A 13734-nucleotide genomic window follows, 5' to 3' on the forward strand; every position below is an offset into this window, starting at 1 on the left:
TGATTGCGCTTTTTATCTGAAAAAAAAGACGCGGTTTCATGCCTGGATGCGTCGAACCGTTGGCCGGAGAGGGCGCTTAGGCCGCCTCCGGCACGGTCAGCACTACCGACTCAATTTATTTTTGTCAGCACATAGCGATAGAGTCCGCCGTCTGGCACGAACTCAAGACGATGGGTAATACAGGCAGGCGCATCTTCAGCGTGGTGCGAAACAAACAACAATTGCGTTTCACCTTCGCTAATCAGCACATCAACAAACCGGCGGATAAGCTGGCGATTGAGCGGATCAAGCCCCTGTAGTGGTTCATCGAGAATAAGCAACGTCGGATGTTTCACCAGCGCGCGGACGATCAGCGCCAGGCGTTGTTGCCCCCAGGAAAGACTATGGAACGGAGCGTCAGCCGTGCGTTTATCAATGCCGAGAATATCCAGCCACTGCTGCACCAGTTTTTGCTGGCGATCCGAAACGGCCTGATAAATGCCAATCGAATCAAAATAGCCAGAAAGAATCACATTACGCACAGTAGTACTGACCCGGTAATCCAGATGCAAACTACTGCTGACGTAACCGATATGCTTTTTGATATCCCAGATGGTTTCGCCGCTGCCGCGACGTCGTCCGAAAAGCGTCAAATCGTTGCTGTAACCTTGCGGATGATCGCCAGTAATCAGGCTTAATAACGTCGATTTTCCCGCGCCATTTGGCCCGACAATTTGCCAGTGTTCACCTGGATTCACCTGCCAGCTAAGGTTATTAAGAATGGGGCGATCATTATAAGAAACCACGCCGTTGTTCAGCACAATGCGCGGTTCGTTGGCGGGTAAGGCGTGACGTGCTGAAGGTTCATCCGGCTCCGGCAGTTGTACACCTTCAAGCTGTTCGCTATGCGCCAGTTGCGCAACGAGTGCTTGTTGGAGCAGTTCCTCTTTAGCGCCCGTTTCCGCTAACGTACAATCCGCCAGCACGCCAGCAAACTGGACAAATTCCGGGATCTCATCGAAGCGATTGAGCACCAGTACCAGAGTAATACCGGACTGATGTAACGAGGCGAGTAGCTCAGCCAGCTGCTGACGTGAGGCAACATCCAGGCCATCGAACGGCTCATCAAGAATCAACAAGTCAGGCTCCGACATCAGCGCCTGACACAGCAGGGTTTTTCGCGTCTCGCCAGTGGAAAGGTATTTAAAGCGTCGGTCGAGGAGGGCGGTAATACCGAACTGCTGCGCCAGTTGCATGCAACGCGGAGTATCCTTTACTTCATCCTGAATGATCTCAGCCGTGGTACGCCCGGTGTCATCTTCGCCAGGACTAAGCATATCGGTGTTATTCCGCTGCCATTCGTCGCTGACGAGCTTTTGCAATTGCTCGAAGGAGAGACGAGTGATGTGGGAAAACTGGCTTTGCCGTTCACCTTTCAAAAGCGGAAGTTCCCCCGCCAGCGCGCGGGCCAGGGCCGATTTCCCGCTTCCATTCGAACCGACAAACGCCCAACTATCACCCGCGTTTAACGTTAGCTGAGGCAATTGCAGCGTTTTTGTGTCGCTAAGACGAAATGTGCCTTGCAAAATTTGCAACGATGACATTTTATATCCCATTTTGTGCAGCGATTACTGACAGGGATACGTGTTTCATAACAAATTGTCAACACGCTTAGCATAGCGTGGCGATAATCACGCTGTCGGCATTAAAGTAGGCCGTGACATTCTGTCCTTGCTGAAGAGAAGTCGCTTCATTTACCGGCACTGTGGCGCACAGTGTTTGCCCGTCGGGTAGCGCCATTAATACTTCGCACTGCTCTGCGCCGCGCTCAATATGACTAATAATACCCGGTAATTGGTTGTCGGCGTTTTGTGCGACCGCTTCGTCCTGAGTAATGCCTACCCACGGCGCTTTTAGTAATATCAACACTTCTTTGCCTTCATCCAGCCCCAGACGCGCGCCGCTTTGTGCGGTAATTGCGACTTTCAGGCGTGTTTTTCCGTCAGCCAGTAAGACATCAACATGCTGTTGAACGTCATCATGATCGCGGGCGGTGATGGTGCCAAACCATTGGTTACGGGCGCTGGTTTGCAGTGAAAAACGTGAGATCGCGGCCAGCAGGCTGTTCAGCGGCAGGGCGTCATCGTCACTTAACACATCAAAGGCTTTTTGCTGGATTTGCGCCAGTAAGTCATAGAGCTGAATCAGTCGCTGACCATAGCGGGTCAGTACTGCGCCGCCGCCACCTTTACCGCCTGTTGCGCGCTCGACCAGAATATGCTCACTTAACTGATTCATCTCGTTAATGGCATCCCAGGCACTTTTATAGCTGATACCGGCATCTTTCGCTCCCTGGCTAATGGAACCGGAAAGCGCAATGTGTTTTAGTAGCGAAATGCGGCGCGGGTCGGCGAATAATTTTTGTTGGAGCTTAAGGGTGAGAAGGATTTCGGCCTGCATAACAATGTCCTGGCAAAAGTCTTATTGTGACGGAAAACGAACGCCACGCAAAGCTGACCGCACAAAAGGGGAGTGCTTTTCTGTGCTTAGCGGTTAGAATAGTCTCATGACTATATCTGGAGTTGACCATGTTAGAGTTATTAAAAAGTCTGGTATTCGCCGTAATCATGGTACCTGTCGTGATGGCCATCATCCTGGGTCTGATTTACGGTCTTGGTGAAGTATTCAACATCTTTTCTGGTGTTGGTAAAAAAGACCAGCCCGGACAAAATCATTGATTCCCTGAATGCCCGCTTAGTCGGGCATTTCTTTTGCTCAACTTCCTGCTTTTCCTGCCGATATTTTTTCTCATCTACCTCACAAAGGTTAGCAATAACTGCTGGGAAAATTCTGAGTTATCCGTTATATTGACGCCTACATAACGTTACATTAAGGGGTTACCAATGGCTCGTAAATGGTTGAACTTGTTTGCCGGGGCGGCACTCTCTTTCGCTGTTGCTGGCAATGCACTGGCAGATGAAGGGAAAATCACGGTGTTCGCCGCCGCATCACTGACTAACGCAATGCAGAACATTGCTACGCAGTATAAAAAAGAGAAAGGCGTGGATGTGGTTTCTTCTTTCGCTTCGTCATCTACTTTGGCCCGTCAGATTGAAGCGGGTGCGCCTGCGGATCTGTTTATTTCTGCCGATCAGAAATGGATGGATTATGCGGTTGATAAAAAAGCGATCGATACAGCTACACGTCAGACACTGCTCGGCAATAGCCTGGTCGTTGTAGCACCGAAAGCCAGCGAGCAGAAAGATTTCACCATCGACAGCAAAACTAACTGGACTTCGCTGCTGAATGGCGGTCGCCTCGCGGTTGGCGATCCGGAACATGTCCCTGCTGGCATTTATGCAAAAGAAGCACTGCAAAAACTGGGCGCATGGGATACGCTCTCCCCGAAACTGGCTCCGGCGGAAGATGTTCGTGGCGCGCTGGCGTTGGTCGAACGCAATGAAGCGCCGCTGGGTATTGTTTACGGTTCTGACGCAGTTGCCAGCAAAGGGGTAAAAGTGGTTGCCACCTTCCCGGAAGATTCACATAAAAAAGTGGAATATCCGGTTGCTGTTGTGGAAGGGCATAATAATGCGACAGTGATAGCATTTTATGATTATCTGAAGGGGCCGCAGGCTGCGGAAATCTTTAAACGTTACGGATTTACAACCAAGTAATGATACTGACCGATCCAGAATGGCAGGCAGTTTTATTAAGCCTGAAAGTTTCTTCCCTGGCTGTGCTGTTTAGCCTGCCGTTTGGGATCTTTTTTGCCTGGTTACTGGTACGTTGCACGTTTCCGGGCAAAGCTCTGCTCGATAGCGTACTGCATCTACCGCTGGTGTTACCGCCCGTGGTCGTCGGTTACTTATTATTAGTTTCGATGGGACGGCGCGGATTTATCGGTGAACGTCTGTATGACTGGTTTGGTCTTTCTTTCGCGTTTAGCTGGCGCGGTGCGGTTCTCGCTGCCGCTGTCATGTCTTTTCCGCTGATGGTGCGGGCGATTCGTCTGGCGCTGGAAGGTGTTGATATCAAACTGGAGCAGGCCGCAAGAACACTGGGGGCCGGGCGCTGGCGAGTTTTCTTTACTATCACGTTACCGCTGACCTTACCGGGCATTATTGTTGGTACGGTACTGGCTTTTGCTCGTTCTCTCGGTGAGTTTGGTGCAACCATCACCTTTGTGTCGAACATTCCTGGCGAAACGCGAACTATTCCCTCTGCCATGTATACCCTGATCCAGACCCCCGGCGGGGAAAGTGGCGCGGCGAGACTGTGCATTATTTCTATTGCGCTGGCGATGATCTCCCTCTTGATTTCAGAATGGCTGGCCAGAATCAGCCGTGAACGGGCGGGGCGCTAATCATGCTGGAACTGAATTTTTCCCAGACGTTGGGCAACCATTGCCTGACCATTAATGAAACGCTGCCCGCCAATGGCATCACTGCTCTCTTTGGCGTCTCCGGTGCCGGAAAAACTTCGCTGATTAACGCCATCAGTGGACTGACGCGCCCGCAAAAAGGGCGGATTGTCCTCAATGGGCGGGTACTAAATGATGCCGAAAAAGGTATCTGCCTGACGCCGGAAAAGCGTCGCGTTGGCTATGTTTTTCAGGATGCGCGGCTGTTCCCGCATTACAAAGTGCGTGGCAATCTGCGCTACGGCATGTCGAAAAGTATGGTCGATCAGTTCGATAAGCTGGTGGCGCTTTTAGGCATTGAACCGTTGCTTGACCGTTTACCAGGCAGCCTGTCCGGAGGCGAAAAACAGCGCGTGGCGATTGGTCGGGCTTTGCTGACAGCACCGGAATTGCTGTTGCTGGATGAACCGCTGGCGTCACTGGATATTCCGCGTAAACGCGAACTGTTGCCTTATCTGCAACGGCTGACACGGGAAATCAACATTCCGATGTTGTATGTCAGCCATTCGCTGGATGAGATCCTCCATCTGGCAGACAGAGTGATGGTACTGGAAAACGGTCAGGTGAAAGCCTTTGGCGCGCTGGAGGAAGTGTGGGGCAGTAGCGTGATGAATCCGTGGCTGCCGAAAGAGCAACAAAGTAGCATTCTGAAAGTGACGGTGCTTGAGCATCATCCGCATTACGCGATGACCGCGCTGGCGCTGGGCGATCAGCATTTGTGGGTCAATAAGCTGGACGAACCGCTGCAAGCTGCGCTACGTATCCGCATTCAGGCTTCCGATGTTTCTCTGGTTTTACAACCGCCGCAGCAAACCAGCATTCGTAACGTATTGCGGGCAAAAGTTGTTAATAGTTATGACGACAACGGCCAGGTGGAAGTGGAGCTGGAAGTCGGCGGTAAAACGCTGTGGGCGCGTATCAGCCCGTGGGCCAGGGATGAACTGGCGATCAAACCAGGCCTGTGGCTGTACGCGCAAATTAAAAGTGTGTCGATAACCGCCTGATTAAATCAGGTGGCTATAAATGAACCGGGCAATGCTGTCGGTGGTGTTATCACCAATCACAATGTTGGCGCGCGCTTTTACCGCATCATCGGCGTTGCCCATCGCCACGCCTGTACCAGCGGCCTCCAGCATACTGATATCATTAAAGTTATCGCCGAAGGCCACGACGTTTTCCATCGACCAGCCTTGCGCCTCAACCCATTTCGTCAAACGTTTACCTTTGCTGTTGCCGCCGCGTGCAATATCAACCTGATCCTGCCAGGACCATTCACACTCAAGTCCCAGTTCATGTTCGACATGCTTACCAAAATGCTGCAATTGCGGCAGGTCATCGTGCGTCAGGGCGAACTTCCATACGGCGTTAACTTGTTGCGCCGTTTCAGCCAGAGAAGCGACTTGTGTGAAAGTCGGACGCTGTTCCGGCGGCAGGGTTTGCGCCCAGTTAGACGTGCGAATGACATGCCCGGTCGGGTGCTCATAGACCATCGCATCATCCACATACATCAGACCGTGAATGTGGTGTTCATTCAGCATCTCAATGAGTTGCAGGGCTTTATTAACGGGCATTGGGTCCGCTTCCAGCACTGTTTTTGCATGATAATCATACAAATAGGTGCCATTACAGCAAATAGCAGGTGTATCCAGCGCCAGCGCCTGATAAAAAGGATGAATAGCGACGTGATGGCGACCTGTGACGATGATTAATTGATAGCCTGCTTCGCAAGCGCGGGCTAGGGCTTCTATCGATGATGGAAGCAAGGTCTTTTTCGGGGTCAATAAGGTGCCGTCTAAGTCGAGAGCAATCACGCGTGTGGTCATGGCGTATTCCAGATTAAGGTTAAGAATTTTCGTCTGCGCGAATGGTACACCGATACCACTATCGGACAAAATTCTGCGTTTTAATTCAGCATTCACCGCCAAAAGCGACTAATTTTAGCTGTTACAGTCAGTTGCTAAATGCAAAGGAGCATTCATGAAGCAAACAGTTTATATCGCCAGCCCTGAGAGCCAGCAAATTCACGTCTGGAACCTGAATCATGAAGGCGCACTGACGCTGACACAGGTTGTCGATGTGCCGGGGCAGGTGCAGCCGATGGTGGTCAGCCCGGACAAACGTTATCTCTATGTTGGTGTGCGCCCTGAGTTTCGCGTCCTGGCGTATCGTATCGCCCCGGACGATGGCGCACTGACCTTTGCCGCAGAGTCTGCGCTGCCGGGTAGTCCGACGCATATTTCCACCGATCACCAGGGGCAGTTTGTCTTTGTAGGTTCTTACAATGCGGGTAACGTGAGCGTAACGCGTCTGGAAGATGGCCTGCCAGTGGGCGTCGTCGATGTGGTCGAGGGGCTGGACGGTTGCCATTCCGCCAATATCTCACCGGACAACCGTACGCTGTGGGTTCCGGCATTAAAGCAGGATCGCATTTGTCTGTTTACGGTCAGCGATGATGGTCATCTGGTGGCACAGGACCCTGCGGAAGTGACTACCGTTGAAGGGGCCGGCCCGCGTCATATGGTATTCCATCCAAACGAACAATATGCGTATTGCGTCAATGAGTTAAACAGCTCAGTGGATGTCTGGGAACTGAAAGATCCGCATGGCAATATCGAATGTGTCCAGACGCTGGATATGATGCCGGAAAACTTCTCCGACACCCGTTGGGCGGCTGATATTCATATCACCCCGGATGGTCGTCATTTATACGCCTGCGACCGTACCGCCAGTCTGATAACTGTTTTCAGCGTTTCGGAAGATGGCAGCGTGTTGAGTAAAGAAGGCTTCCAGCCAACGGAAACCCAGCCGCGCGGCTTCAATGTTGATCACAGCGGCAAGTATCTGATTGCCGCCGGGCAAAAATCTCACCACATCTCGGTATACGAAATTGTTGGCGAGCAGGGGCTACTGCATGAAAAAGGCCGCTATGCGGTCGGGCAGGGACCAATGTGGGTGGTGGTTAACGCACACTAACCGCTGATTTACCCGGCGCAGTCTCTTCTGCGCCGGTGTATTAACCTATCTCCTGTAACGCATGTCTCTGGCGTTCGACGATATTGGTCCACAAATTGTCTTTATCGTCAGTCCACAAATTAATCAGCAAGGCAAAAAAGCGTTCAGCTGCCGGAGAAAGCACGGCATCTTTGCGGCGAATAATCCCCAATGTCCGACGTATAACCGGTTCCACCAGCGGGATACCAATAATCGAAGAGTAGGGCGCATGAGGCATTGCCAGGCCTGGAAGCGCCGAAATCCCTAGTCCTGCCTCCACCAGTCCTAATGACGTCGAAAGATGACGCACTTCGTAAAACCAGTCCAGCTTCCAGGGCTTGTCGGCTAGCTGTTGTTCTATCAACAGTCGGTTGCCGCTGGAGGAGCGTACGCCAATCATTTTGTAACCCACTAACTCCTGCCATTCTACAAGCTGCTTTTTGGCCAATGGATGGTCACGCCGACAGGCCAGCACGAACGGCTCGTTGACCAGGGGGGTAAAATCAATGGATGAATTTGTGACGTTGTTCATGTTTATGCCAAAGTCTGATTCGTTACACAGCACCGATTCCATGCAATTATTCGTGCCTTGTTCCAGAATCCGCACTTTAATATTGGGATACAGCTCATTAAATTTACCGATTGCCAGCGGTAAAAAATAAAATACTGCGGTCGGAATACACGCTAATGTCACCATACCACGATGATAAGCATTCATATCACGAATATTAAAAAGCGTTTCATCGAATTTCTTTATTAATTCCCGCGCCTCCGGGAGCAACCTTTTTCCTGCTTTTGTTAACGTAACCTTGCGAGTTGTACGCTCAAATAGTTGAATATGTAAATCTTCCTCCATCTTTTTTATTCTTCGCGTTAATGCAGGTTGCGTAATATTGAGTAATTTAGCGGCATTGTTAAATGAACTGGACTCTGCCAGTATGACAAATGCCTTCATACTTGATAATTCATGCTTCATTATTACTCCGGAAAATGGAAGCGTCGATTTTGGGTGGCTGGCCGTTAAAAATTTTAACTGCATTTAGCCAACTTAAATTAATGAAAAAATGTTATTAATCGTTGAGCTAAAGTCATTAGAGATGCTTTGCCCTTAATGTAACCATATCGCAATAAGTTATGTTTTTAAATTGAGGGCATTATTATGAAAAAAATACCCTGCGTGATGATGCGAGGTGGAACCTCGAGGGGCGCGTTCCTGTTAGCGGAACATTTACCCGAAGATCAAACGCAGCGCGATAAAATATTGATGGCAATTATGGGTTCCGGTAACGATCTGGAAATTGACGGTATTGGCGGCGGTAATCCGCTGACCAGTAAAGTCGCCATTATTAGCCGCTCCAGCGATCCGCGTGCAGATGTCGATTATCTGTTTGCTCAAGTTATCGTCCATGAGCAACGTGTCGATACCACGCCTAACTGCGGCAATATGCTGTCTGGCGTTGGGGCATTCGCCATTGAAAATGGTTTGATTGCAGCGACTTCGCCAGTTACCCGCGTACGTATCCGCAACGTCAATACGGGTACGTTCATCGAAGCTGATGTGCAAACGCCAAATGGTGTTGTCGAGTACGAGGGTAGCGCCAGAATTGACGGCGTACCGGGTACTGCCGCACCGGTTGCGCTCACTTTCCTGAATGCCGCCGGAACCAAAACCGGAAAAGTCTTCCCGACGGATAATCAGATTGATTATTTTGACGATGTCCCGGTGACCTGTATCGATATGGCGATGCCAGTTGTCATTATTCCTGCTGAATATCTGGGAAAAACAGGCTATGAATTACCGGCGGAGCTGGATGCCGACAAAGCATTATTAGCCCGCATTGAATCTATCCGTCTACAAGCGGGTAAAGCAATGGGCTTAGGCGATGTCAGTAATATGGTTATCCCTAAACCTGTGCTTATTTCTCCAGCGCAGAAAGGCGGAGCAATTAATGTGCGTTATTTTATGCCGCATTCTTGCCATCGCGCGCTGGCGATAACCGGTGCTATTGCCATTTCCAGTAGTTGTGCATTGGAAGGCACCGTCACCCGACAAATCGTCCCTTCTGTAGGATACGGCAATATCAATATTGAACACCCCAGTGGTGCGCTCGACGTTCATTTAAGTAATGAAGGTCAGGATGCCACGACGTTACGCGCATCTGTTATTCGGACAACCAGAAAAATATTTTCCGGTGAAGTTTTTCTTCCCTGAAAAAATTCGTTGTCAGGATAAGGACAATCAATAAAGGACTTCTGTATGAGTCATACAGAAAGAACAGGATTTTAAATGAATAAAAAATCGTTATGGAAGCTAATTCTGATATTAGCGATCCCATGTATTATTGGCTTTATGCCAGCTCCGGCAGGATTAAGCGAACTGGCGTGGGTGCTTTTTGGTATTTACCTGGCGGCCATTGTGGGGCTGGTTATCAAGCCTTTCCCGGAACCTGTCGTACTGTTAATTGCCGTTGCTGCCTCCATGGTGGTGGTCGGTAACTTATCCGACGGTGCGTTTAAAACCACCGCCGTATTAAGCGGTTACTCTTCAGGTACCACCTGGCTGGTGTTCTCGGCGTTTACCTTAAGCGCCGCATTTGTGACCACCGGCTTAGGTAAACGTATTGCCTATTTGCTGATTGGTAAAATTGGTAGCACTACCCTGGGTCTGGGTTACGTTACGGTATTTCTCGATCTGGTACTGGCTCCGGCAACACCGTCTAACACCGCGCGTGCGGGCGGCATTGTGTTACCGATCATCAACAGCGTGGCGGTGGCTTTGGGGTCCGAACCGGAAAAAAGCCCGCGTCGTGTCGGACATTACCTGATGATGTCCATTTACATGGTCACCAAAACCACCAGCTATATGTTCTTTACCGCAATGGCGGGGAACATTCTGGCGCTGAAAATGATCAACGATATTCTGCACCTGCAAATTAGCTGGGGTGGATGGGCGCTGGCCGCCGGATTGCCGGGTATCATTATGCTGCTGGTCACCCCGCTGGTGATTTACACCATGTATCCGCCAGAAATTAAGAAGGTGGATAACAAAACCATCGCCAAAGCGGGCCTTGCCGAACTGGGACCGATGAAAATCCGCGAAAAAATGCTGCTCGGTGTCTTCGTGCTGGCGCTGCTGGGCTGGATTTTCAGTAAGTCACTGGGGGTTGATGAATCCACCGTGGCAATCGTTGTTATGGCGACCATGCTGCTGCTGGGTATCGTTACCTGGGAAGACGTGGTTAAAAATAAAGGCGGCTGGAATACCTTAATCTGGTACGGCGGTATTATCGGCTTAAGCTCCTTATTATCGAAAGTTAAATTCTTCGAATGGTTAGCTGAAGTCTTTAAAAATAACCTGGCATTTGATGGTCACGGTAACGTTGCTTTCTTCGTTATTATTTTCCTCAGCATTATCGTGCGTTATTTCTTCGCTTCCGGTAGTGCCTATATCGTTGCCATGTTACCGGTATTTGCCATGCTGGCGAACGTCTCCGGCGCACCGTTAATGTTAACCGCGCTGGCACTGTTGTTCTCCAACTCCTATGGCGGCATGGTTACTCACTATGGCGGCGCGGCAGGTCCGGTCATCTTTGGCGTGGGTTATAACGATATTAAATCCTGGTGGTTGGTCGGTGCGGTACTGACGATATTAACCTTCCTGGTGCATATCACCCTTGGCGTGTGGTGGTGGAATATGCTGATCGGCTGGAACATGCTGTAAATATACTCGTCATACTTCAAGTTGCATGTGCTGCGTCTGCGTTCGCTCACCCCAGTCACTTACTTATGTAAGCTCCTGGGGATTCACTCGATTGTCGCCTTCCTGCAACTCGAATTATTTAGAGTATATCCATTTATTATCTTTCTGCGCACTTCTCGGTGCGCAGATATCTGGAGCATTTGATGATCAAGTTATCTGAAAAAGGCGTGTTTCTCGCCAGTAATAACGAAATAATTGCCGAAGAACATTTCACCGGCGAAATTAAAAAAGAAGAAGCAAAAAAAGGCACTATTGCCTGGTCTATTCTCTCTTCTCATAATACGTCCGGAAATATGGATAAACTTAAAATTAAGTTTGATTCATTAGCCTCTCACGATATTACCTTTGTTGGTATTGTACAGACCGCTAAAGCGTCCGGTATGGAACGTTTCCCGCTGCCGTATGTGCTGACCAACTGCCATAACTCACTTTGCGCCGTCGGCGGCACCATTAACGGTGATGACCATGTTTTTGGTTTATCGGCGGCTCAGCGTTATGGCGGTATTTTTGTGCCTCCGCATATTGCGGTCATCCATCAATATATGCGCGAGATGATGGCAGGCGGCGGCAAAATGATCCTCGGGTCAGACAGCCACACCCGTTACGGTGCATTAGGGACAATGGCAGTCGGTGAGGGCGGCGGCGAGTTGGTAAAACAATTGCTTAATGACACCTGGGATATCGACTATCCGGGAGTTGTTGCGGTGCATCTGACCGGAAAACCAGCGCCGTATGTGGGGCCACAGGATGTGGCGCTGGCTATCATCGGTGCCGTGTTCAAAAACGGCTACGTCAAAAACAAAGTGATGGAATTCGTAGGTCCCGGTGTTGCTGCGCTCTCTACCGATTTCCGTAACAGCGTTGACGTTATGACCACGGAAACGACCTGTTTAAGTTCTGTCTGGCAAACCGATGAAGAAGTCCATAACTGGCTGGCGCTGCACGGTCGCGGCCAGGATTACTGCCAGCTTAACCCTCAACCGATGGCGTACTACGATGGCTGCATCAGCGTTGATTTAAGCGCCATCAAACCAATGATTGCGCTGCCGTTCCACCCGAGCAACGTGTATGAAATCGACATGCTGAACCAGAACCTGACCGACATTCTGCGTGAGATTGAAATTGAGTCCGAACGCGTGGCGCACGGTAAAGCCAAACTCTCGCTGCTGGATAAAGTGGAAAATGGTCGCCTGAAAGTGCAGCAGGGGATTATCGCAGGCTGTTCTGGCGGTAACTACGAAAACGTCATCGCGGCGGCGAATGCACTGCGCGGTCAATCCTGTGGCAATGACACCTTCTCGTTAGCGGTTTACCCGTCATCACAGCCGGTGTTTATGGATTTAGCCAAAAAAGGCGTGGTAGCAGATTTGATTGGCGCAGGCGCAATCATCAGAACCGCGTTCTGCGGCCCATGCTTTGGCGCGGGCGATACGCCAATCAACAACGGTTTGAGCATTCGCCACACCACGCGTAACTTCCCGAACCGCGAAGGCTCTAAGCCAGCCAATGGGCAGATGTCAGCGGTGGCGTTGATGGACGCTCGTTCTATCGCTGCGACTGCGGCAAACGGTGGCTATTTAACCTCTGCCAGCGAACTTGATTGCTGGGACAACGTGCCGGAGTACGCCTTCGATGTAACGCCGTATAAAAACCGTGTTTATCAGGGCTTTGTGAAAGGGGCGACCCAGCAACCGCTGATTTACGGACCGAACATTAAAGACTGGCCGGAATTGGGTGCGCTGACTGACAATATCGTCCTCAAAGTGTGCTCGAAGATCCTCGACGAAGTCACCACCACCGACGAACTGATTCCTTCCGGTGAAACCTCTTCTTATCGTTCAAATCCGATTGGTCTGGCGGAGTTTACCCTGTCACGCCGCGATCCAGGTTATGTTGGCAGAAGTAAAGCGACTGCTGAGCTGGAAAATCAGCGTCTGGCGGGGAATGTCAGCGAGCTGACAGAGGTGTTTGCGCGCATTAAGCAGATTACTGGTCAGGAGCATATTGATCCGCTGCAAACTGAAATTGGCAGCATGGTCTATGCGGTGAAACCAGGCGATGGTTCTGCGCGTGAGCAGGCGGCGAGCTGCCAGCGTGTGATTGGCGGTCTGGCGAATATTGCCGAGGAGTACGCGACTAAACGCTACCGTTCTAACGTCATCAACTGGGGGATGTTACCGCTGCAGATGGCGGAAGCGCCAACGTTTGAAGTGGGGGATTACATTTACATCCCTGGCATTAAAGCAGCGCTGGATAATCCGGGTACGACGTTTAAAGGTTATGTGATCCATGAAGATGCGCCGGTAACGGAAATTACGCTTTACATGGAAAGCCTGACGGCCGAAGAGCGCGAGATTATCAAGGCGGGTAGTTTGATTAACTTCAATAAAAACCGTCAGATGTAAAAAAAGGCGCTATGAAATATAGCGCCCAGTTTCATTAACCCGATGGTTCAGACTATCGGGTTTTCTTGTGCACAGAAAACCCCCAGCTAGGCTGGGGGTTCCGGAAAGCTTTCAGCTTTGAGCCAGTTATTAAAACCCCTTTTGATTTGTTAAAACACCTTGCGGTCTGGCAACTG

At 50.5% G+C, this 13734-nt stretch carries 12 protein-coding genes; 8 read left to right on the forward strand and 4 right to left on the reverse strand.

From position 1 onward, the window contains the following. Positions 1-110: 110 nt before the first annotated feature. Both modF and modE read right to left on the reverse strand, forming a co-directional pair. A complete protein-coding gene (gene modF / locus ACJHWK_RS19130; RefSeq protein WP_001522634.1) occupies positions 111-1583 on the reverse strand; it encodes a molybdate ABC transporter ATP-binding protein ModF in 1473 nt (490 codons plus the stop codon). Between the two features lie 67 nt (positions 1584-1650). Beyond that, positions 1651-2439: a molybdenum-dependent transcriptional regulator gene (gene modE / locus ACJHWK_RS19135; RefSeq protein WP_001147439.1), complete on the reverse strand. Its 789-nt coding sequence runs from the start codon at positions 2437-2439 to the stop codon at positions 1651-1653. 128 nt (positions 2440-2567) lie between these two features. On the opposite strand from modE, the gene acrZ reads away from it, so the two are divergent. The 4 genes from acrZ (at position 2568) to modC (ending at position 5406) form a co-directional block, all read left to right on the forward strand. Beyond that, the gene (gene acrZ / locus ACJHWK_RS19140; protein ID WP_000891515.1) at positions 2568-2717 is read left to right on the forward strand and encodes a multidrug efflux pump accessory protein AcrZ; all 150 of its coding nucleotides are present in this window, start codon (positions 2568-2570) and stop codon (positions 2715-2717) included. Between the two features lie 165 nt (positions 2718-2882). Beyond that, the gene (gene modA, locus ACJHWK_RS19145) at positions 2883-3656 is read left to right on the forward strand and encodes a molybdate ABC transporter substrate-binding protein (RefSeq protein WP_001522635.1); all 774 of its coding nucleotides are present in this window, start codon (positions 2883-2885) and stop codon (positions 3654-3656) included. Then, a complete protein-coding gene (modB, locus tag ACJHWK_RS19150; protein WP_000604037.1) occupies positions 3656-4345 on the forward strand; it encodes a molybdate ABC transporter permease subunit in 690 nt (229 codons plus the stop codon). Before modA ends, modB begins: the two co-directional genes overlap by 1 nt. A 2-nt stretch (positions 4346-4347) precedes the next feature. Continuing rightward, complete coding sequence (modC, locus tag ACJHWK_RS19155) at positions 4348-5406, forward strand: molybdenum ABC transporter ATP-binding protein ModC (RefSeq protein WP_001522636.1); 1059 nt, start codon at positions 4348-4350, stop codon at positions 5404-5406. Here the strand turns inward: modC and ybhA are convergent, their stop codons facing one another. Then, entirely contained in the window at positions 5407-6225 is an 819-nt protein-coding gene (gene ybhA / locus ACJHWK_RS19160; protein ID WP_001522637.1) for a bifunctional pyridoxal phosphate/fructose-1,6-bisphosphate phosphatase, read from the reverse strand. It abuts the gene before it with no gap. 154 nt (positions 6226-6379) lie between these two features. Between ybhA and pgl the strand changes: the two genes are divergently transcribed. Beyond that, positions 6380-7375, forward strand: a complete 996-nt coding sequence (gene pgl / locus ACJHWK_RS19165; protein WP_000815435.1) for a 6-phosphogluconolactonase — start codon at positions 6380-6382, stop codon at positions 7373-7375. Between the two features lie 40 nt (positions 7376-7415). Here pgl and ACJHWK_RS19170 read toward each other — a convergent pair whose 3' ends face one another. After that, the gene (locus tag ACJHWK_RS19170; protein ID WP_000679972.1) at positions 7416-8369 is read right to left on the reverse strand and encodes a LysR family transcriptional regulator; all 954 of its coding nucleotides are present in this window, start codon (positions 8367-8369) and stop codon (positions 7416-7418) included. Between the two features lie 183 nt (positions 8370-8552). On the opposite strand from ACJHWK_RS19170, the gene ACJHWK_RS19175 reads away from it, so the two are divergent. From ACJHWK_RS19175 to ACJHWK_RS19185, 3 genes are all read left to right on the forward strand, one after another. Further along, complete coding sequence (locus ACJHWK_RS19175) at positions 8553-9605, forward strand: 4-oxalomesaconate tautomerase (protein ID WP_000723651.1); 1053 nt, start codon at positions 8553-8555, stop codon at positions 9603-9605. 75 nt (positions 9606-9680) lie between these two features. After that, on the forward strand, positions 9681-11114 hold the full coding sequence (locus tag ACJHWK_RS19180; protein ID WP_001036486.1) for an anion permease: 1434 nt from the start codon (positions 9681-9683) through the stop codon (positions 11112-11114). A 182-nt stretch (positions 11115-11296) separates the two neighbouring features. Beyond that, positions 11297-13558, forward strand: a complete 2262-nt coding sequence (locus ACJHWK_RS19185; protein ID WP_001522639.1) for a hydratase — start codon at positions 11297-11299, stop codon at positions 13556-13558. The last annotated feature ends 176 nt before the right edge of the window (positions 13559-13734 follow it).

It is taken from the genome of Escherichia sp. WS547 (assembly GCF_046486065.1).
Lineage (GTDB): Bacteria > Pseudomonadota > Gammaproteobacteria > Enterobacterales > Enterobacteriaceae > Escherichia > Escherichia coli.